The following is a 23,303-nucleotide window of genomic DNA, read 5'->3' as shown; positions in this document are numbered from 1 at the left end:
AGTTTACAGTGTGCATACATACCGTTTTACATGGTATAAAGATTATAGAAATGAAGAAATGAAGTGAGGAATATATACTATATTCTAAAAAATGTTAGAGAAAATTTAATTTTTTATTGTGATTTCTAAAATATGTTTTAAAATAATGCTTATATGGATGATTTAGTCATATGCTGTCGAAATTTAATTGTAATTATTTCACTTTCTTATCCTCTTAAATTGAAATGGAGGGATTCCATTGAAGAACACTGTTTATTCTTTAACTCACGCCCAAAGAAGAGTCTGGTTTACAGAGCTGCTCGAGCCGGGCACAAGTATCTGCAATCTCGCGGCGTGCGTCAAATTCAGGGGGAATATCGACTTTGACGTATTGCGCCGTGCTTTAGATTTCTCTATCTTGCAAAATGATTCGCTCAGGTTTCAACTGACGGAAGGGGACGGCTCAGAACCCCAGCTGTATCTGGCCGGGCATCGGCCGATTTCTTTAGAGACCGTTGATTTTACTCATTCTGATCAGGCAGAGCGGGACGCATGGATTGACACGCAGACCCGTGTTCCGTTCAAGCTGTTTCATTCACCTCTGTATCACTTTACTCTGCTTGTCATGTCAGACGAAGAAGTTTGGCTTTATTCAAAATTTCACCATATTATCATGGACGGCATCTCGCTCAACCTGCTCGGCAACCAACTCATTGATATCTACCAAAAGATCATGCGGGGCGAGGATTTGGCTGAACATCACAGGCCTTCCTATCTCAGCTACATGGAAAAAGAACAGCAATACTTACAGTCTTCCCGTTTTCAAAAAGACCGTTCATTTTGGACTGAAACATACCGAACCGTTCCGGAACACCTTTCACTGGCGGAACGAACCTCTCATCTTAGACAAAGCACTGCGGCTTCCAGAGATACTATCACTCTTTCTCACTCCTTAGAACAATCTATCCGGCGTTTTTGCAAAGAAAATAATATCAGCATCATCTCTCTGTTTATGGCTTCGTTATACATATGCATCAGCCGTCTGACGGCTAAAAAGGATATTGCCATCGGTACTTATTACGGAAACCGCGGTTCCAAGCTCGAAAAGGATATGCTCGGCATGTTTGTCAGCACGCTGCCGATCAGAATGATGGCAGATCCGGATGCGGAGTTCCTGTCTTTTGTCCGCAGTGTAGGAAAAGAGCAGCTGTCTGTTATGCGGCACCAGAAATATCCTTACAATCTTTTTGTCAATGAATTAAGGCAGATTCATCACGACCTGCAAAATATCATCGGGATTTCGATGCAATACCAGCCTCTCGCGTGGCGTCAGGCAGAAGGTTTCGATTATGAAACGGCGATGTTTTTCAGCGGGCATACGGCAAATGAGCTGTCCATTTTAATTAAGGAGCGGACAGATACGGGATTGATTGAGCTGAATTTTGATTACCAATCCGCTTTATTTACTGAAACATCAATTAAACGCATTCAAACTCATTTGCTGACGATCGTTGAAAATGCCGTTAGAAATCCAGACCGGCTGATTCGGCATATTGATATGGCGGATGAAAAAGAAAAGAAACGGGTGTTAACTGCGTTTAACCGTACAGAAACGGCTGAACCGCCGGCCCCGACGCTTCACGGGCTGTTTACCCGCCGCGCCGCGCTTTCGCCGCATCGTCCGGCGCTCCGTTTTCCGGGCGGTATGCTGACGTACGCCGAGCTTGATCAGTACACGGACAGGCTCGCCGTTCGGCTCCGCCAAAAAGGCATCCGCAAAGAAAGCATGATAGGCGTGCTCGCTGAACGCTCACCGGAGATGGTGGTTTCTGTGATTGCCGTGTTAAAAGCAGGCGGCGCCTATGTGCCGCTTGACCCGGAGTATCCTGAGGACAGGCTGCGCTATATGCTCGATGACTGCGGCGCTTGTCTCCTGCTTGCACAGCCGGGATTATCCGTTTCCGGTTTTTCCGGCGAAACCCTAGAAGTGTCTCTTTCTTCTCTGACAGGCGAGACGGAGACAGGGGCTGTCTCTGAAGAAGCGGATGCTGATTCGCTCGCTTATATCATTTATACGTCCGGTTCGACGGGAACACCGAAGGGAGTAGCTGTTGAACACCGTCAGGCCGCCGCCTTTTTATCAGGGATGCAAGGGCAGTTTCCGTTAACGGAAGAGGATGTTATCGTGCTGAAATCATCCTTTTCTTTCGACGCTTCCATCTGGCAATTGTTTTGGTGGACGATGTCAGGCGCCTCCGTGTATCTGCTTCCTGCCGGATGGGAGAAAGATCCTGTGCGGATGATTGAAGCGTTTGCCTCAGAAAAGGTGACGACCGCGCATTTTATTCCGGCAATGGTCAACAGCTTTTTAGACACGCTGGAAACGGAGCCTGCGGAAACAAGAACACGCCTCGGCAGAACACTGACACGCGTGTTTGCCGGAGGGGAAGCTCTTTCCCCGCTTACGGCTGCCCGGTTTGCCAATCTTCTGCCGGCGACCATGCTTATTCACGGCTATGGACCGACAGAAGCGACGGTTGATGCGGCGTTTTACGTCTATGACCGAAAACGGGACAGCGGACGGACGCGGCTTCCGATTGGTAAACCCGTTCCGGGTGCCCGTCTGTATGTATTAGATAGCGGAGGAACCATCCAGCCTGCGGGCGTGGCAGGAGAGCTGTACATCGCGGGGACAGGGGTGGCCCGCGGCTATCTGAACCGGCCTGAGCTGACGGAGGAGCGCTTTCTCGATGATCCGTTTTATCCGGGAGAACGCATGTATCAGACGGGTGATATCGCACGCTGGACAGAAGACGGCCTAGTCGAATGGCTCGGACGTTCAGACGGACAAGTGAAAGTCCGCGGCTACCGGATTGAACCGGGAGAAATCGAAGCGGCGATCCGGCGCATCGACGGCATTCGTGAGGCGGCGGTCACTGCCCGGACCGAACACGGCGAAACCGCGCTTTACGCCTATATCGAAGGACGGGAAAGCGATGACGTGCGGGCGGAGCTTGCGACACGCCTTCCGGCTTACATGATGCCGGCTCAGTTTATAGAGATGACCGAGTGGCCGGTCACGCCGAGCGGAAAGCTTGACCGCCGCGCGCTGCCGGATCCCGGCGGAGCGGCAGACAGACAGGCGTACACCGCCCCGCGGAACGTCACGGAAATGAAGCTTTGCGCCCTTTGGGAAGAGGTGCTGAAAAACGGCCCTGTCGGCATCCGGGATCACTTTTTTGAGCGGGGCGGCCATTCGTTAAAAGCGACGGCTCTCGTTTCCCGCATCGCCAAAGAGTTCGGTGTTCAGGTGCCGTTACAGGACATCTTCGCCCGGCCGACGGTGGAAGAGCTCGCTTCGGTTATTCAGGACTTGGAAGAGAGCCCGTATGAAGCGATTCAGCCTGCGAAAAAACAGGACACCTATCCGGTGTCTTCGGCGCAGAAACGGATGTATGTGCTCCAGCAGCTTGAAGACGGCGGTGTCGGCTACAATATGCCGGCTGTGCTGGAACTGACGGGCCCGCTTGACCGCAGCCGGCTGGAGGAGACGTTCCGGCAGCTTGTGGAGCGGCATGAGTCGCTCAGAACGTCCTTTGAAACGGGGCCTGACGGCGAACCGGTGCAGCGCATCCATGACAGCGTACCGTTTCAGCTGGATGAGGCCGAGTCAGCTGACGCATTCGTCCGGCCGTTTTGTCTGGAGGAAGCGCCGCTCTTCCGTGCGGCTCTCGTGAAAGAATCGGACGAACGCCATCTTTTATTAACGGATATGCATCATATTATTTCTGACGGTGTGTCCGTCAACACCTTGATTAAAGAATTCGGCGAGCTGTACGCAGGCCGTTCGCTTGCGCCGATGCGTCTTCAATATAAAGACTATGCCGTCTGGCAGCGGTCGTTTCAGGAGAAAGAAAGGTACCAGAAACAGGAAGTCTATTGGCTGAAGCGGCTAGAAGGAGAGCTTCCGGTGCTTGAGCTTCCGGCTGACAAGCCCCGTCCGGCGGTCAGAAGCTTTGCGGGCGGCAGCGTATCGTGCACGCTTGACGCTGAAACGGCATCCGGCCTTCACCGCATCGCCCGGGATCACGGCTCCACTTTGTATATGGTGCTTCTCGCCGCGTACAATACGTTACTCGCGCGCCTGAGCGGGCAGGAAGACATCATCGTCGGATCGCCGATTGCCGGGCGTCCGCACAAAGACCTTGAACCGATTCTCGGCATGTTCGTCAACACGCTGGCCATCAGAACGGAGCCGAAAGGAGACAAACGGTTTACCAATTACTTGGCGGAAGTCCGCCAGGCCGCGCTTGAAGCGTATGAGCATCAGGACTATCCGTTTGAAGAGCTGGTGGAACGGCTCGGGGTGCAGCGGGACATGAGCCGAAATCCGCTGTTTGATGCGATGTTTATTCTTCAGAATATGGAGCGAGAGGAGATAAATCTGGCCGGTCTGAAGGCGTCACGATCAGAGCATACCGAACATGATGTATCAAGTTTTGACCTGACCTTATCAGCGGCTGAATCCGATGGAAACATCCGCTTTGAAATGGAATTCAGCACCGAGCTTTTTAAGAAAGAAACGATTGAACGCTGGATGGGCCACTTACTGAATCTCTTGCGCCATGTTGCCGCCGAACCGGAAGTCACACTATCGAAAACTGACATTTTGAATGAAGAAGAAAAACAAAAGTTACTGATTGAGTTTAATAACACACAAACCGAATTCATGGAAAAACACAAACTGTTTCACCAGTTGTTTGAAGAGAAAGCAGAAGAAACGCCTCATCAGACCGCTGTTATTGAAGGAACACAACAGATCAGCTATTCGCAGCTTAACGAGCGGGCAAATCGGCTTGCGCGAACATTACACAAAAATGGATTCGGTCCGGGAAAAAGAGCAGCTATATTGGCAAACCGTTCGATTGAAGCGATCGTCAGCGTTCTTGCCGTCATGAAATCGGGAGGGGCGTATATACCGGTTGACTCCCATTATCCCGAGGAACGGATTCGCTATTTATTAAAAGACAGCGCGGCATCCGTCTTGATGGTGCAGTCAGAATACAAAGAACTTGCTTCACAGCTGACGGATCACAATTTATTTCTCATTCAGCTCGATCATGAAGATCAATACGATATTTCTGCAAAGAATATTCAGCCGGCAGCGTCTCCGGATGATACTGCATATATCATATATACTTCGGGAACAACGGGAACGCCGAAGGGAGTCGAAGTCAGAAATCTCAGCTTTACGCATGCAGCACTTGCATGGCGGAAAATTTATGAGCTTGATCGTAAACCAGTCCGAGTGCTGCAGATGGCGAGTTTCTCATTTGATGTATTTTCAGGGGATCTTGCACGCGCCCTGCTAAACGGGGGAACGCTTGTCATTTGTCCGGATGACGTCCGGCTTGAGCCACAACAGCTTTATCGGCTCATTGATCAGCACCGTATCACGTTTATGGAGTCGACACCCGCGCTGATTGTTCCGTTTATGGAATATATATATCGCCGGAAGCTCGCGCTGCAAAGTGTAAAAATACTTGTACTGGGTTCAGATATGATCAAGTCGCAGGATTTTTATACGCTTCATGAACGCTTCGGAAAAGAAATGCGGATCATTAACAGCTACGGTGTAACAGAAGCGACAATTGATTCTTCGTATTATGAAGCCGAAATGAGCGAAAAGCCGCGGGAAGATGATGTGCCGATCGGTGTTCCGCTTCCGAATGTAAAAATGTACGTCTTAAACAAAGACAAACAGGTCCAACCGATCGGCGTTTTCGGAGAGCTGTATATCGGGGGCGCCGGCGTCGCCAAAGGATATTGGGGACAGCCTGAGCTGACAGAGGGCGCATTCAGTGACCCGTTACAAACGGGAGAAACGCTTTACAGAACCGGAGATCAGGCTTGCTGGCTGCCGGATGGAACTCTTCGTTTTAAAGGGCGGATCGATAAGCAGGTGAAGATCAGAGGATACAGAATTGAGACGGGAGAAATTGAAAGTGTGCTTTTGAAACACGATCAAGTCAAAGAAGCGGCTGTTACCGTGATGAAAGATGCCGAAGGACAAGCCCGATTAGCGGCATACATCGTTCCTAAAGAGGCCGATATCTCATCACTTCGCCAGTCTCTTATGCAGGAGCTCCCGGCTTATATGATGCCGTCTCATATTATCGGTTTAGACAGCATGCCCCTGACACTGAACGGCAAACTTGATAAATCGGCACTGCCGGCAGAAGAGATACATTCATCACAGGCATTTGTCGCGCCCGGCGATGAAAAACAGGAGATGTTATGCCGGATTTGGGAAGATGTGCTTCATGTTCAGAAAGCGGGAATTCATCACTCTTTCTTTGAGCTTGGGGGAGATTCCATTAAGGCGCTTCAAGTGTCAGCCCGACTCGCCGGAGAAGGCTGGAACATGTCGATCCGCGATTTGTTTCAGTTCCCGACGATTGCAGAACTCGCGAAGCACCTCACGCCGGCTGTTGCAATGGCTGATCAGGGGCCGATAGAAGGAAGCGCTCCGCTGACACCGATCCAGCAGAGATTTTTTGAGGAGCCGGGTGCGTTTGAGCTTCATTATAACCAAGCGGTCATGCTGTGCAGTGAAGACAGCCTCGAAATAGATGCGCTGTATCAGGCGGTTTGCGCGCTGACAGAACATCATGATGCGCTGCGAATGACCTTCACTGAAAATGAGCATGGGGAAACGGTTCAATATAATCGCGGAATCACAAAGCAGTATGAAGAAATCTTTACGCTTAACGTCATAGATATTTCAGAAGAAACGCAGCCCGAAAAACGGATAGCCGCTGAGGAAAAAGAAATACAGCAGGCTATGCGTCTTGATCAGGGGCCTCTGCTTCATCTCGGAGTGTTCAGGCAGAAGGAAGCCGACCATCTGCTTATAACGATTCATCACCTTATCGTGGACGGCGTGTCATGGAGGATATTGCTTGAAGATCTGCAGACAGCTTATCAGCAGGCATTGGACGGCAAACAAATCGACCTGCCGCCGAAAAGCGATTCTTATATAAAGTATGCCGAAGAACTTTTTGACATTTCCAAGAGCAAAGCATTGCTGGAGGAAGCCGCATACTGGGAAAGCGTGATGTCTAGTGAAACAGCGCCGCTTCCGAAAATAACTGATGAAAACGCCGGACGATTGCAGGAAAACGCGCGCACTGCATCGTGGATATTAAGCAGCGAAGTCACGAAGCAGCTGCTGTTGGAAACACAGCAGGCATACGGAACGGATGTTCATGAATTGCTTTTAACGGCGCTTGGAATGGCGCTTCATGAGTGGACGGGTTCTGAACAGATGCTTATCAGCACTGAGGGGCACGGTCGCCAGGGGCATATACCTGACATTGATATGTCAAGAACGGCAGGCTGGTTTACATCTGTTTACCCGGTGCTTTTGGATATGAGAGTGCCGGGCGGCTCAGGCGAAAAAACCGCTCACCGCATAAAGACGGTAAAAGACATGATGCGACGGGTTCCTCACCACGGAACCGGCTACGGGCTGCTGAGATATTCGCGAAACATTCTTTATAAAGACCCAGAAATAAGCTTTAACTATCTCGGTGCGTTTGACGGTCTTGAAGGAACGCTGAAGATGTCACCGTTCAAGCCGCAGCATGATATAGCGGCCGGGCGCATCCGCGAGTTTGATCTGGATATTAACGCGATGGTGGCGGCCGGGCAATTGGAGGTAAAAGCCGTTTATACAGATGTATTTGCACCGGGGGCAATCGAGTTCTTCATGAATCGTTTCCATACTCACCTCGAGGACATCATCGCCCACTGTTCCGGCAAGAAAGAGCGGGAAAAAACATTAACGGATTACAGCCATACAGAATTGACCGCTCAAGCACTATCAAGCATTGAAGATCTCGTAAAAGGACTTTAATTTCATAAAAAGGTGTGTGGCATTCGTGACACAAGCGACAGAAATTCAAGATATTTACCCTTTATCATATATGCAGGAAGGCATGCTGTTTCATTCGCTTCTGGATTCCGGATCAAACGCATATGTCGAGCAGATTTCGTTTACAGTCAGCGGGGATTTATGCATTGATACATTCCAAAAAAGTCTGGATATGCTTGTCAGCCGCTATGATATTTTCAGAACGATTTTCATAAAAGAAGTGCCTGACCTTGAAGGTCCGCAGCAGGTTGTCCTTTCACGCCGTGACACAGCCGTACAGACTGAGAACATTTCAGACTATTCGGAAGAACGGCAGCAAAGCATCATTGAGGAATTCAAGGAAACCGACCGGCATAAGGGGTTTGATCTGCAAAAAGGCCCCTTAATGCGCCTGACTCTTTTTCAAACGGGAGAAAACCGCCATACGTGCGTTTGGACTCACCATCACATTATGATGGACGGCTGGAGCTTGGGCATTGTGCTGAAAGATTTCTTCAGCATGTATTATGCGATCCGGAACGGGCGGCCTGTAAACCTCGGCAGTCCGGCTCCGTACAGCTCTTATATCAAATGGCTCCGAAGCCGGAATAAAGAAGAAACGTCAGCGTTCTGGTCGCGCTGCTTGGAAGATTACGGAGAAGTCGTTTCCGTTCCGCAAACGAAGAATAAGCCGGCGCAAAACGGTTATGCATCTGAGCATTTTCAATTTTCCCTTGAGTCTGAAACCGTACAAAAACTGACAGACATTGCCCGAAGCACCGGGGTCACGCTGAATACTTTATTTACGAGCATTTGGGGGCTGATTCTCCATCGTTACAACGGGACTGAAGATGCGGTCTTCGGTTCGGTTGTTTCCGGCAGGCCGTCTGCTATCAGCGGCATTGAATCCATGGCCGGACTGTTTATCAATACCGTGCCGGTAAGGGTGCGCGCGGCTGGGAATATGACTTTTTCTTCTCTTCTCAAAAAGGTGCAAAAAGAGTCACTCGCTGCGGAAGAGCATAGCTATTATCCGCTTTATGACATTCAAAACGAGAGCGGTCTGCAAAAAGATCTCTTGAACCACATCCTGGTTTTTGAGAATTATCCGGTTCAGATGCAGGCTGCGGTAAACGGCTGGCAGCAAACGGAAAGCAGTGCGCTCTCACTTGAAAACTTTTCGATGGCGGAGGAAACCAATTACGATCTTAACGTCGTCATCGTTCCGGGAGAAGAGTTTTATGTAAAATTCAGCTACAATGCGGGCATCTACGATCGGGAAGACATGAAACGGATCAAAGGGCATATTCTGGAGGTCATCTCCTGTGTAACGGAAGATCCGGACATGCTTTTATCAAGCATCAGTCTCGTGCCTCCGGAGGAAGAAGCCTTGATTCATTCGTTTAACGAAACGAACCGTCCGTACCCTGAGACAACCGTTCATGGGCTGTTTGAAGAACAGGCGGCAAAAACGCCTGACCAAGAGGCGTTGAGATATAACGGGGTATGTTGGAGCTACAAGAAATTAAATCAGCGGGCGAATCAGATTGCGCATGCGTTAAGGGAAAAAGGCGCACGCTCCGATCAGATCACCGCTGTTATGCTGCGCCGATCAATGAGTACGGTTGCCGCTCTGCTCGGAATTTGGAAGTCGGGCAGCGCCTATATGCCGATTGATGCGGAATTTCCGCCTGAACGGATTTCATTTTTACTGAGAGACAGTGAAGCCTCACTGCTCGTGACTGAAAAAGACCTGCTCCCCCTCATTCCGCCGCATTTCAAGGGAAGCGTCGTCATCATGGAGGAAACGGTTTCCCAGCAGACCGCACCGCTTCCGCCGGTATCTGACAGCGGAAATTGGGCGTATGTCATTTACACCTCCGGAACGACAGGCCGGCCGAAAGGGGTGCTTGTACAACACAAAGCGATCAGCAATACATTGCAATGGCGGCGTGAAGAATACGGGATGACAGAAGGGGACGTAGCGCTTCATCTTTTTTCATACGTATTTGACGGGTCATTAACGAGTCTGTTCACTCCGCTTCTGTCGGGCGCCTGTGTATTGTTAACTGATGAAGATGATGCGAAAGACGTCCTTTCAATAAAACAGAAAATCACCCGCCACGGAGTGAGCCATCTTCTGATCGTTCCGTCTCTGTATCGCGTTCTGCTTGATTCGCTGACGAAAAAGGATGCGCAGACGCTTCGGGCAGTGACATTTGCCGGGGAAGCGGCCACTCCTGATATCGTGGAAGCGAGCCGCAACATATGCCCGAATGCCGAGCTGCTGAATGAATACGGCCCGACGGAAAACAGTGTGGCCACGACGATTCTGCGCAACCTGCAAAAAAGCAGCCGGATTACGATCGGGCGCCCGATTGCCAACACTTCTGTCTATATGATGCACGGAGATCGGCTGCAGCCGGTCGGAGCCGTCGGTGAACTGTGTATTTCCGGAAAAGGTCTGGCGGACGGATATTTTCAGCAAAAAGAGCTGACGGACAAAGTCTTTACCCCTCATCCGTCTCGTGAAGGTGAACGGCTGTACAGAACGGGAGATGCAGCCCGATTTTTACCGGATGGAACGATTGAATATATGGGACGCTTTGACGATCAGGTCAAGGTAAGAGGTTACAGAATTGAATTAGGAGAAATCGAAACGGCACTCAGAAGTCTGTCCGGGGTAAAAGAGGCGGCAGTCACCGTGCGCAAAACGGCGGACGGGGAACAGGAGCTTGCAGCTTATGTCGTACTGCAAAACGCGGGTGTGACATTTGACCCTCATGCCGAATTGGCCGGGAGATTACCTGCTTATATGATACCGGGAAGCTTTACGAAATTGACGGAAATGCCGCTGTCTGTGAGCGGAAAACTTGATCGGGCCGCACTTCCTGAGCCGAAAGAAGCTGAGAGAACCGGTGATTATCAAGCTCCGCGCACAATGCTTGAGACCGAGCTGCTGTCTATTTGGCAAGAAGTGCTGAAACGGGAACATATCAGTATGAGAGATGATTTCTTCCAAATCGGCGGACAGTCGCTGAAAGCCGCGTCGCTTGTTTCAAACATACATAAACGGCTCCAAATTGAACTTGCCGTCCGCCATGTTTTTGAACATCCGACTATCGAGAGCATGGCCCGCTTCCTTGAACAGAGGAAAAGAGGAGAATATGCAGAAATCACGCCTGCTGTGGCAAAGGACTTGTACCCGCTATCTTTTGCGCAAAAAAGGCTCTATGCCCTTCATCAGCTTGCAGCGGACAGTACGGGCTATCATATGCCCGCTTGTCTGGAACTGAGCGGCAGACTCAACCGGGATCGGCTGCACGAAGCCTTTTCAGCGCTGTTACAAAGGCATGAAGCGTTACGCACTTCATTTGTTTTACGAAACGGGGAGCCGATGCAGCACATACATTCACATGTCGATCTTGACCTCACAGAGATTCACATGTCATCCGGGAACCTTCTTCAAGAGGTGATGGAAACTTTCGTCAAACCGTTTGACGTGGAAAAAGCGCCGCTTTTGAGAGTGACTTTAGCCAAAGTCACTGAAGAACGTCATTTTCTGCTGCTTGATATGCATCATCTTATCGCAGACGGTGTGTCAATGAGCGTTCTGATTAAAGAATTGACGGATTTATACAGAGGAAAGGAGTTGCGGCCGTTAAAACTCCAGTACAAAGATTTTTCCGTCTGGCAGCATAAGCGGTTTGCCGCTGAAGAATTCAAAAGACATGAGCGTTATTGGCTGGAGACGATCGGGGAAAACATTCCCGTACTTGATCTGCCGCTCGATAAAAAGCGCCCTCAGCTTCCTGATTTCAGCGGGTCCGTTGTTCGAACGCGCCTTCAAAAGGAATCGGCGGAGAATTTGCGCCGGCTCATGGATGAGACAGGTTCGACGCTGTATATGATTCTTTTGGCAAGCTACTCCTTGTTCCTTTCTAAATTGAGCGGGCAGGAAGACATTGTCGTCGGTTCACCTGCGGCCGGCAGAAGCCGCGCTGAGCTTGACGGGGTCATCGGCATGTTTGTAAATACCGTGGCAATGAGAAGCAGGCCGAAAGGGGATAAGACATTCCGCGCTTATTTAGAAGAGGTGAAAATGCTCGCCCTCGGCGCGGCCGAACATCAGGACTTCCCGTTTGAAGAACTTGCCCAAAAGCTTGATACACACCGGGAAGTCAATCGCAATCCGCTGTTTGATGCCATGCTCGTTTTGCAAAACAGTGATGATTTCGAAGTGAACCTTCCGGGCTTATCCGTTTCTTCACATGCAGTGAAGCATGACATTTCAAAATTCGACTTGACGCTTCATGCCGAGGAACGGCCGGATGGCTCACTGGATTTTCATTTTGAATACAGTACCGCGTTGTTTGAAAAAGATACGATCGAACGGTGGGCCGGTCATTTTAAAGAGCTTTTAGGACAAATCGCATCGGATGATGAGCGGAAGCTGTCTGACATTCATTTGCTGGACACAAACGAGCGACAGATGCTTCTTCAAGCGGGAAATCAAACGGCGGAGTATCCGAGGCATGAAACGATCGTCAGTTTATTTGAAGCACAGGCGGAAAAAATGCCGGATCAAATTGCAGCCGTCATGTCTGATGAGCGTCTCACCTACCGCGAGCTCAATGAAAAGGCGGATCGAATCGCCGATATGCTGTCGGAAAACGGCATCCGCTCCGGACAGATTGTCGGAATTATGACCGAACGATCTCCGGATATGCTGATTGGGATTCTCGGTATTTTAAAAGCGGGAGGAGCTTATCTGCCGATCGATCCTGACTATCCTGACGAGCGGATTTCATTTATGCTGACTGACAGCGGCGCGCGTGTTCTGTTGACGCAATCGGGCCTTGGGATATCCGGAATGGACGGGCTGCCGGTTTTATACATCGATAAGCCTGAATCCGTTTCAGCAGACAGAACGAAAGAAATGATAACGCCTGAACAGCCGGCTTACGTGATTTACACATCGGGCACAACAGGAAAACCGAAAGGCGTTATGACGGAACACCGCAATGTCATCAGCCTTATCACACATAAAGGACTGCCGTTTGATTTCGGCTCTGAAGACGTCTGGACGCTGTTCCACTCCTATTGCTTTGATTTTTCTGTATGGGAAATATTCGGCGCGCTCTTATACGGCGGAAAGGTAGTTATCGTGCCGAAAGACACAGCCCGTGATCCGCATTTGTACCGGCAGCTGCTGCAAAGTGAAGGCGTAACGGTGCTGAACCAAACACCGACGGCTTTTTCCGGACTCATTCATGAAGAGGCCGGGCATACGGACAAGCTAAAGCTTCGATATGTCATTTTCGGCGGAGAAGCGCTTCAGCCCGGCATGCTGAAAAGCTGGAAAGAGAAGTACCCGGAGACGGAGCTTGTTAATATGTACGGTATTACGGAAACCACGGTTCACGTCACATGCAAAAAACTGAATATGGATGATATTGAGAGAAACAAAAGCAATATCGGCAGACCGCTGGAAACCCTTTATGCTTTTGTCATGGATGACTATATGAATCCGCAGCCAATCGGAATTCTCGGTGAGCTTTATATCGGCGGGGAAGGCGTCGCGAGGGGATATGTAAACAGGGATGATTTAACCGCCTCCCGTTTCATCACGAATCCGCATGTTTCCGGCATGCGGCTCTACCGGACGGGTGATATCGCCAAAAGGCTCACAAATGGCGAGCTGGAATATGTCGGGCGGAAAGATGCGCAAGTAAAAGTCAGAGGCCACAGAATTGAGCTGGGAGAAATTAAATCAGCGCTGCAAGAGCTTTCCTCCGTGAAAGAGGCCGCCGTGATCACACGTGCTGATCAGCATGGTCAGCACTCCATTTACGCATACGCGGTCTTACACGGAAACGAAAAGATAAAAGAAGCAGAGATTCAGGCCTCTCTCAGAGCTTTTCTGCCGGAATATATGATTCCCGCCCGCTTGATAGAGCTTGATGAACTGCCTTTGACGGCGAATGGGAAGCTGGACGAGAAGGCGCTCCCGCAGCCTGAATTAAATGATAGCCTTGGAGATGATATCAGCCTGAGAAATGAAACTGAAGAAATGATGGCTGACATCTGGGAAGAACTCTTAGGTGTTGAAGGACTCGGCCCCAATGCTCATTTCTTCCATCTCGGCGGGGATTCGATTAAAGCGCTGCAAGTATGTGCGAGGCTGAAACAGCAGGGCTATGAAACGACCGTCCGCGAGCTGTTCGAGCATCAGACACTGGGAGAAGTATCGATGCGGCTCCGGAAAGTCCGCCGCGTGATTGATCAGGCTCCCGTCACGGGAGACGTGCCGCTGACGCCGATCCAGCACTGGTTCTTGTCGCAATCATTGCCGCATGATCATTTTAATCAGTCCGTAATGCTCCGCAGTGCGGACAGAATCAATGAATCTGCTATGAGAAAAGCGCTGGCACAGCTCGCGGTTCATCATGACGCATTACGGATGGTATGCGGCACGCAAAACGGATCGGTGATTCAATATAACAGAGCGGAAAACCTTTCTGAAGAAGAACTCTTTACGTTTGAAACGCATGACGTGAGAGGGAAAGGGTCATTACAAGAGGAGCACGCCGCAATTGAACAGGCGGCCGCCCTTATTCAAACTTCCATTCGGCTGGAGACGGGTCCGCTCGTAGCTGTCGGATTATTTCACGCTAATGATGGCGATCATCTGCTGCTTTCCATTCATCACCTTGTCATTGACGGGGTGTCATGGCGGATTTTATTTGAAGATCTCACCGCATGCTACAGGCAGGCGCTCGAAGGAAAAGAAACCGCGCTTCCGGCAAAAACCGATTCCTATCAGACTTACGCGAAGCAAATCTCTGATTATGCAAAAAGCCGCCGGCTGTTACAGGAAGCAGACTACTGGTCCGAAAGAGAAAAAGCGGCGGTCAAACCGCTTCCGAAAGATGCCCGCATCTCTTCCAATCTTCTGAAAGATACAGATGTGATGACCGTTACATTGACAAAACAGGAGACTGAGCAGCTGTTAACGGAAGCGAACAGAGCATACACAACAGAGACGGCTGAATTATTGCTTGCCGCGTTAAGCCTTGCGCTGAACAGATGGACCGGAAACGAGACATTCAAAATCAGCATGGAAGGCCACGGAAGGGAAGAGCATCTGGAGCATCTTGATATCAGCAGAACCATCGGCTGGTTTACGTCAATTTATCCGGTATTGGTTGACGCAAGTTTTCAAGATCAGACTGATGACGGCGAGCGGCTCGGCTATCACATTAAGCGGACAAAAGACATGATGCGCCGCATTCCGCATAAAGGAGCGGGATACGGGGTGCTGAAGTATATAAGCAAACTCTGGGAAGAGACTGAATCTGATGCTCCTGAAATCAGTTTTAACTATCTGGGGCAGTTCGACCGGGAAATCCGTTCCAGCGGCTTCGGTGTTTCTCCCGTAAAAGCGGGAAATGAAGTCAGCCCGGACTGGGAACGTCCGTACACACTTGATATCAGCGGCTCCGTATCGTCGGAATGTCTCAGCATGCATGTCGTGTACAACCGTTTTCAGTATCAAAAAGAAACGATTGAAGTTTTGACGGGACATTTTCATGCCTTTCTCAAACAGATCATCACGCATTGCACAGGCAAAGAGGAGCGTGAATGGAGCGCCGCTGATTTCAGTGACGAGGAGTTAACGCTGGAAGATCTGAGTGACATTATGGGAGCCGTCAACAAACTATAGAAAAGGAGTGGCGCAATGGGGCAGCAACCGGAAATACAAGATATATATCCTTTATCTTTTATGCAGGAGGGCATGCTTTTTCATTCTCTGTTGGATCATGACTCAAGAGCCTACTTCGAACAAGCGGTGTTTACGATCAGCGGACAGCTTGACCGGGAACGATTCCAAAAAAGTATAGATGCTGTTTTTGAACGATACGATATTTTCCGTACGACATTTATTCATAAGAATGTGGCGAAGCCCCGCCAAGTCGTGTTGAAAAACAGGCCGAGCCGCGTTCAGTTTCATGATATTTCTCATTTGGACGAGAAGGCACAAGACAAATATGCCGACCGGTTCAGAAAAGAAGATAAAGATAAAGGCTTTGATTTGCAATCAGACCCTCTCATGAGAGTCTCCATTTTGAAAAAAGCGCCTGAACGCTATGTTTGTATATGGAGCCATCATCATATCGTCATGGACGGCTGGTGCTTCGGAATTGTCATGAAGGAATTTCTGATGATCTATCAATCTCTCGGAGACGGACGGCTCCCGTCTCTCGAGCCTGTTCAGCCATATGGAAAGTATATTAAATGGCTCATGAAGCAGGATCGTAAAGAAGCCGAGATTTTTTGGAAAACGAGACTTGCCGATCTTGAGCAATCGGCGTCTCTTCCGAAAAAATCCGCGGAACCAAATGGCGAACTTGAGCAGGCGGTTTTCACCATTTCGGAAGAGCAGACAAATGAGCTGAAAAACATTGCGGCAAGGGCGGGAGCAACGCTGAACACAGTGTTCCAGGCACTGTGGGGCATGTTGCTGCAGCGTGTCAGCCGCTGTGATGACACCGTTTTCGGTTCTGTCGTTTCCGGCCGGCCGTCGGATCTCGCAGGCGTGGAAAAAATGGTGGGACTGTTTATCAATACGATTCCCGTGCGGGTGAAAAGCGGTTCATTTTCTTTTCTGGAGCTCGTCAGGCATTTGCAGCAGGAGACGCTGCAAGCAGAAGCGTACAGCTATTATCCGCTGTATGACATTCAGGCGCAAAGCCCTCTGAAGCAAGCGCTGTTTGACCACATTATCGTGTTTGAAAATGTGCCGGCCCAGCGTGAAATTGAAAATGTGAGTCAGGCCGGTTCATTTGATTTTGCGGTAGAAGATTTCACGATGGAGGAAGTCACAAACTACGGATGCAGCATAAAGGTGATTCCGGGAAATTCTCTTTATATCCGCTTAAACTTTGATACCGGTATATACGATCGTGTTTTTATGAAGAATATTGAAACATTTTTACGGCATATGATGAAGTCAGTCATTTCCGACCCTGAAATGAGCGCCTCCGAGATCGCATTGCTTGATGCGTGTGAAGCCAGAAATATGCTGGATGCCTTTAACCGTACAGAAACGGCTGAACCGCCGGCTCCGACGCTTCACGGACTGTTTGCCCGCCGCGCCGCGCTTTCGCCGCATCGTCCGGCGCTCCGTTTTCCGGGCGGTATGCTGACGTACGCCGAGCTTGACCAGTACACAGAAAGACTCGCTGTTCGGCTCCGACAAAAAGGCGTCCGCAAAGAAAGCATGGTCGGCGTACTCGCTGAACGCTCGCCGGAGATGGTGGTTTCTGTGCTTGCCGTGTTAAAAGCGGGCGGCGCCTACGTGCCGCTTGACCCGGAGTATCCTGAGGACAGGCTGCGCTATATGCTCGACGACTGCGGCGCTTGTCTCCTGCTTGCACAGTCGGGATTATCCGTTCCCGGTTTTTCCGGCGAGACGCTTGAAGTGTCTCTTTCTTCTCTGACAGGCGAGACGGAGACAGGGGCTGTCTCTGAAGAAGCGGATGCTGATTCGCTCGCTTATATCATTTATACGTCCGGTTCGACGGGAACACCGAAGGGAGTGGCTGTTGAACACCGTCAGGCCGCCGCCTTTTTATCAGGGATGCAAGGACAGTTCCCGTTGACGGAAGAGGATATTATCGTGATGAAATCATCCTTTTCTTTCGATGCTTCCATCTGGCAATTGTTTTGGTGGACGATGTCCGGCGCCTCCGTGTATCTGCTTCCTGCCGGATGGGAGAAAGATCCTGTGCGGATGATTGAAGCGTTTGCCTCAGAAAAGGTGACGACCGCGCATTTTATTCCGGCAATGGTCAACAGCTTTTTAGACGCGCTGGAAACAGAGCCTGCGGAAACAAGAACACGCCTCGGCAGAACCTTGACACGCGTGTTTGCCGGAGGGGAAGCTCTTTCCCCGCTTACGGCTGCCCGGTTTGCCAATCTTCTGCCGGCGACCATGCTTATTCACGGCTATGGACCGACAGAAGCGACGGTTGATGCGGCGTTTTACGTCTATGACCGAAAACGGGACAGCGGACGGACAAGGCTTCCGATCGGAAAACCCGTTCCGGGTGCCCGTCTGTATGTATTAGATAGCGGAGGAACCATCCAGCCTGCGGGCGTGGCAGGAGAGCTGTACATCGCGGGGACAGGGGTGGCCCGCGGCTATCTGAACCGGCCTGAGCTGACGGAGGAGCGCTTTCTCGATGATCCGTTTTATCCGGGAGAACGCATGTATCAGACGGGTGATATCGCACGCTGGACAGAAGACGGCCTAGTCGAATGGCTCGGACGTTCAGACGGACAAGTGAAAGTCCGCGGCTACCGGATTGAACCGGGAGAAATCGAAGCGGCGATCCGGCGCATCGACGGCATTCGTGAGGCGGCGGTCACTGCCCGGACCGAACACGGCGAAACCGCGCTTTACGCCTATATCGAAGGACGGGAAAGCGATGACGTGCGGGCGGAGCTTGCGACACGCCTTCCGGCTTACATGATGCCGGCTCAGTTTATAGAGATGACCGAGTGGCCGGTCACGCCGAGCGGAAAGCTTGACCGCCGCGCGCTGCCGGATCCCGGCGGAGCGGCAGACAGACAGGCGTACACCGCCCCGCGGAACGTCACGGAAATGAAGCTTTGCGCCCTTTGGGAAGAGGTGCTGAAAAACGGCCCTGTCGGCATCCGGGATCACTTTTTTGAGCGGGGCGGCCATTCGTTAAAAGCGACGGCTCTCGTTTCCCGCATCGCCAAAGAGTTCGGTGTTCAGGTGCCGTTACAGGACATCTTCGCCCGGCCGACGGTGGAAGAGCTCGCTTCGGTTATTCAGGACTTGGAAGAGAGCCCGTATGAAGCGATTCAGCCTGCGAAAAAACAGGACACCTATCCGGTGTCTTCGGCGCAGAAACGGATGTATGTGCTCCAGCAGCTTGAAGACGGCGGTGTCGGCTACAATATGCCGGCTGTGCTGGAACTGACGGGCCCGCTTGACCGCAGCCGGCTGGAGGAGACGTTCCGGCAGCTTGTGGAGCGGCATGAGTCGCTCAGAACGTCCTTTGAAACGGGGCCTGACGGCGAACCGGTGCAGCGCATCCATGACAGCGTACCGTTTCAGCTGGATGAGGCCGAGTCAGCTGACGCATTCGTCCGGCCGTTTTGTCTGGAGGAAGCGCCGCTCTTCCGTGCGGCTCTCGTGAAAGAATCGGACGAACGCCATCTTTTATTAACGGATATGCATCATATTATTTCTGACGGTGTGTCCGTCAACACCTTGATTAAAGAATTCGGCGAGCTGTACGCAGGCCGTTCGCTTGCGCCGATGCGTCTTCAATATAAAGACTATGCCGTCTGGCAGCGGTCGTTTCAGGAGAAAGAAAGGTACCAGAAACAGGAAGTCTATTGGCTGAAGCGGCTAGAAGGAGAGCTTCCGGTGCTTGAGCTTCCGGCTGACAAGCCCCGTCCGGCTGTCAGAAGCTTTGCGGGCGGCAGCGTATCGTGCACGCTTGACGCTGAAACGGCATCCGGCCTTCACCGCATCGCCCGGGATCACGGCTCCACTTTGTATATGGTGCTTCTCGCCGCGTACAATACGTTACTCGCGCGATTGAGCGGGCAGGAAGACATCATCGTCGGCTCGCCGATTGCCGGGCGTCCGCACAAAGACCTTGAACCGATTCTCGGCATGTTTGTCAACACCCTGGCCATCAGAACGGAGCCGAAAGGAGACAAACGGTTCACCGATTACTTGGCGGAAGTCCGCCAGGCGGCGCTTGAAGCGTATGAGCATCAGGATTACCCGTTTGAAGAGCTTGTGGAGCGGCTCGGCGTGCAGCGGGACACAAGCCGCAATCCGCTGTTTGATGTGATGTTTGTGCTCCAAAATATGGAGCGTGAATCCCTGGTGTTAAATAAGCTGCATTTGGCTCAAGCTGCGGATACAAGTCATAAAACCGCAAAGTTTGATGCCACGCTTTACGCGTCAGAAGGGTCTGACGGTTCCATCAGCTTTGATTTTGAATTCAATACAGATATCTATCAAAAACAGACAATTGAAAAATGGCTTTCTTATTTTACCCGTATTCTTACAAAAGTAATTGAAAACCAAGCGATACCCCTTGGTGACATTCACGTACTGGATAATGCTGAAACAAATCGCGTCATTTATCAGTTTAATCAGACGAAAAGCAATTACCCAAGACACGAAACCATCAGCCGTTTATTTGAGCGGCAGGCAAAAGAAACTCCCGATGCCCGGGCAGTTGTATATGATGGACAAATTTTGACATACCATGAGCTGAACGAACGGGCTAACAGAATAGCGGCGGCTCTCCGATCAAATGGCGTCGGTCCGGAAAGCGTTGTCGCCTTATTAACCGGCCGCACAACAGAGCTTGCCTCCGGAATCCTCGGAATATTAAAAGCGGGAGGCGCCTACTTGCCTATCGGTGACGATGTGCCGCGGGAACGGGCTGAATGGATGCTTAAAGACTGTAAAGCTGAGATTCTTCTCCAATCTGATAAACTTGACGGTCTGCCGCTTACAGGAAAACGTTTATTCATAGAGGATATTCAAACAAAGGCCGGATTGAGTTCGGAAAATCCCGAGCCGCTCGGCGGACCTGAATCGTTGGCCTACATGATTTATACGTCCGGGTCAACAGGTGCGCCAAAAGGCGTCATGATTGAACAGCGAAGCGTGATCCGCCTTGTGAAAAACAGCAATTATATTGATTTTACGCCGGAAGATAGACTGTTGTTTACTTCATCATTAGGATTTGACGTTACGACATTTGAAATATTCGGTCCGCTTTTAAACGGCGCTTCTTTATATGTAAGTGACCAGGAAACCTATCTCGACTCTGATGTTCTGGAAACATTTATACAGCAAAACGGCATTACGACACTGTGGCTGACATCGTCTCTGTTCAACCATTTATCAGAACAAAATGAACACGTGTTTTCCGGATTATCCCGATTGATTATCGGCGGGGAAGCACTGTCCCCGAGCCATGTAAACCGGGTTCGGAATGCGCTGCCGCATCTCTCAGTATGGAATGGATACGGACCGACTGAAAACACGACGTTCTCGACTTGCTTTTTGATTGAACAATCATACGATCATTCAATCCCGATCGGGCGCCCTGTCGGAAATTCAACCGCATATATCATAAACGGCAGGGGAACACCGCAGCCGATTGGCGTCATCGGCGAATTATGCACTGGAGGAGACGGTGTGGCAAGAGGATACTTCGGCCGCCCTGAGCTGACGGAAGAAAAATTTGTCCCCAATCCTTTTGTTCCCGGAGAACGGATGTACCGCACCGGAGATTTAGCCCGCTGGCTGCCGGACGGAACGATCGAATATGCCGGGCGGATGGATGATCAAGTGAAAATCCGCGGTTATCGGGTCGAGCTGGGAGAGATTGAAGCCGCACTGAGGAGCCTGGACGGCGTGAAAGAAGCTGCCGTGTCAGTCAGAACCGGGCAGTCCGGCAATAAAGAACTGATCGCATATATGAGTCTGCAGACGGACATGGATACAGAAAAAGTGCGTTCTTCACTGTCTAAGCAACTGCCGAATTACATGGTTCCGGCCTATATGATGGAACTTGAGAAGCTGCCACTTACGCCGAACGGTAAATTGGATCGGAAAAATCTGCCTGAACCGGAGCTCGCGCTTCAAACCGCATACACAGCTCCCCGGAATGAGCTTGAAGAACAGCTTTCTGTGATCTGGCAGGAAGTACTCGGCGCAAAGCAAGTCGGTATTGAGGACTCATTTTTTGAATTGGGCGGTGATTCCATCAAAGCACTGCAAGTTTCCGCCCGGCTCGGACGCTATGGGTGGAAAATGACGGCAAGTGACTTGTTCCGGCACCCGTCCATCAAGGAACTCGCGCCTCTTATCCGGAAAGCAGAAAGAGTCATCGATCAGCAGCCGGTAGAAGGGGACATTCCTTGGACACCCGTTCAGCACTGGTTTTTATCACAGCGGATGGAAAACAGAAATCATTTCAATCAGTCGGTCATGATGTTCAGCTCTGACGCATTGCGTAAACAGCCGCTCGAAGAAGCCCTGCAACATCTCGTCATACATCATGATGCACTCCGGATCACCGTCAGTGAAGAAAACGGAAGTCTCAGACAGATCAATCACGGCATTCAAAAAGAGGAACTGTACAGCTTGGACACGTGGGATCTGTCTGCAACGGATTCATGGGAAAGTGAAATAGAAACTGAAGTGGCTGTGCTTCAACAGCGGATGGATATGAAGAAAGGACCGTTATTAAAAGCCGGCTGGTTCAAAACCCGGTCAGGGGATTATTTATTCATCACCGTTCATCACTTGGCGGTTGACGGAGTGTCATGGCGTATTTTGCTGGAGGATTTGTCTTCCGCTTATACTCAAGCCGTAAAAGGTCAGCCGGTTCAGCTTCCGCCAAAGACTGATTCCTTTAAGCATTACGCTGAAAGGCTTTCAGAATACGCCAAAAGCAGCAAGCTGATGCGCGAGGAAGACTATTGGCGTTTTACTGAAGAAGAAACAGCCGCCGAACTTCCTTATGAAAAACAGCCGAATCAGACGGGAGCCGACAGCATTCGGCAAACGGTAAGCTTTACGCTTTCAGAAGAGGAAACGTCCGTTTTGCTTCAGCAGGTTAACCGAGCCTACCATACCGATACGCAAGATATACTTCTGACTGCGGCAGCCTTGGCTTTACGGGATTGGACAGGAGGAGGCAGACTGCGCATCGCGATGGAAGGGCACGGGAGAGAGCCTATCATGCCGGAGCTTGACATCAGCCGCACCGTAGGCTGGTTTACCTCCATGTATCCGGTGCTCATTGACTTGAACACAGCCGGTTCAGAACTTGGGACGGCGGTAAAGACGGTCAAAGACACACTCGGAAGAATACCGGAGAAAGGAATAGGCTACGGTATTTTAAAATACATGACACCGCCTGAACAAAAAACAATCCGCTTCAGACAAGCGCCTGAAATCAGCTTTAACTATTTAGGGCAATTCAATGATACAGAAGATCAGCACACGTTCAGTCTGTCCGGTCTTGCAAGCGGGCACGACATCACGCCGACATGGCAGCGGGAACAAGCGGTGGAAATGAGCGCGATGGCCGTACAAAACAAACTTCACTTCAGTTTGAGCTATCCGCCGAGCCGCTTCCGCAAAGAAACGATGGAACAGCTGCTGCAAACCTTACAGCAATATTTGCGTGATATTATGGCGCACTGCACAGGCAAAGAGGAAGCAGAAAAAACCGTTAGTGATTTTAGCAGCAAAACGTTAACATCTGATGATTTGGACAGCATAGCGAGTTTTGTCGAGGAACTGTAGAAAAAGGCGACGGGGAGA

At 50.6% G+C, this 23,303-nt stretch carries 3 protein-coding genes; all 3 read left to right on the top strand.

The window, feature by feature from the left end; genetic code table 11:
* Positions 1–238 precede the first annotated feature (238 nt).
* Genes MY7_RS08235 through MY7_RS08225 form a run of 3 tightly spaced genes read left to right on the top strand, consistent with a single transcriptional unit; the run spans position 239 to position 23,285 of the window.
* Positions 239–7,897 carry a non-ribosomal peptide synthetase gene (locus tag MY7_RS08235; RefSeq protein WP_007611863.1) on the top strand — a complete coding sequence of 2,553 codons (7,659 nt, stop codon included), beginning with the start codon at positions 239–241 and terminating at the stop codon, positions 7,895–7,897.
* 25 nt (positions 7,898–7,922) lie between these two features.
* On the top strand, positions 7,923–15,620 hold the full coding sequence (locus tag MY7_RS08230) for a non-ribosomal peptide synthetase (protein WP_029326088.1): 7,698 nt from the start codon (positions 7,923–7,925) through the stop codon (positions 15,618–15,620).
* A gap of 15 nt (positions 15,621–15,635) precedes the next feature.
* The gene (locus tag MY7_RS08225) at positions 15,636–23,285 is read left to right on the top strand and encodes a non-ribosomal peptide synthetase (RefSeq protein WP_007611861.1); all 7,650 of its coding nucleotides are present in this window, start codon (positions 15,636–15,638) and stop codon (positions 23,283–23,285) included.
* Positions 23,286–23,303: the final 18 nt, after the last annotated feature.

The organism is Bacillus sp. 5B6 (assembly GCF_000259405.1).
In the GTDB taxonomy this organism is placed as follows: domain Bacteria; phylum Bacillota; class Bacilli; order Bacillales; family Bacillaceae; genus Bacillus; species Bacillus velezensis.
Note: the sequence above shows the minus strand (reverse complement) of the source record. Positions and strands in the feature narration are given on the sequence as shown.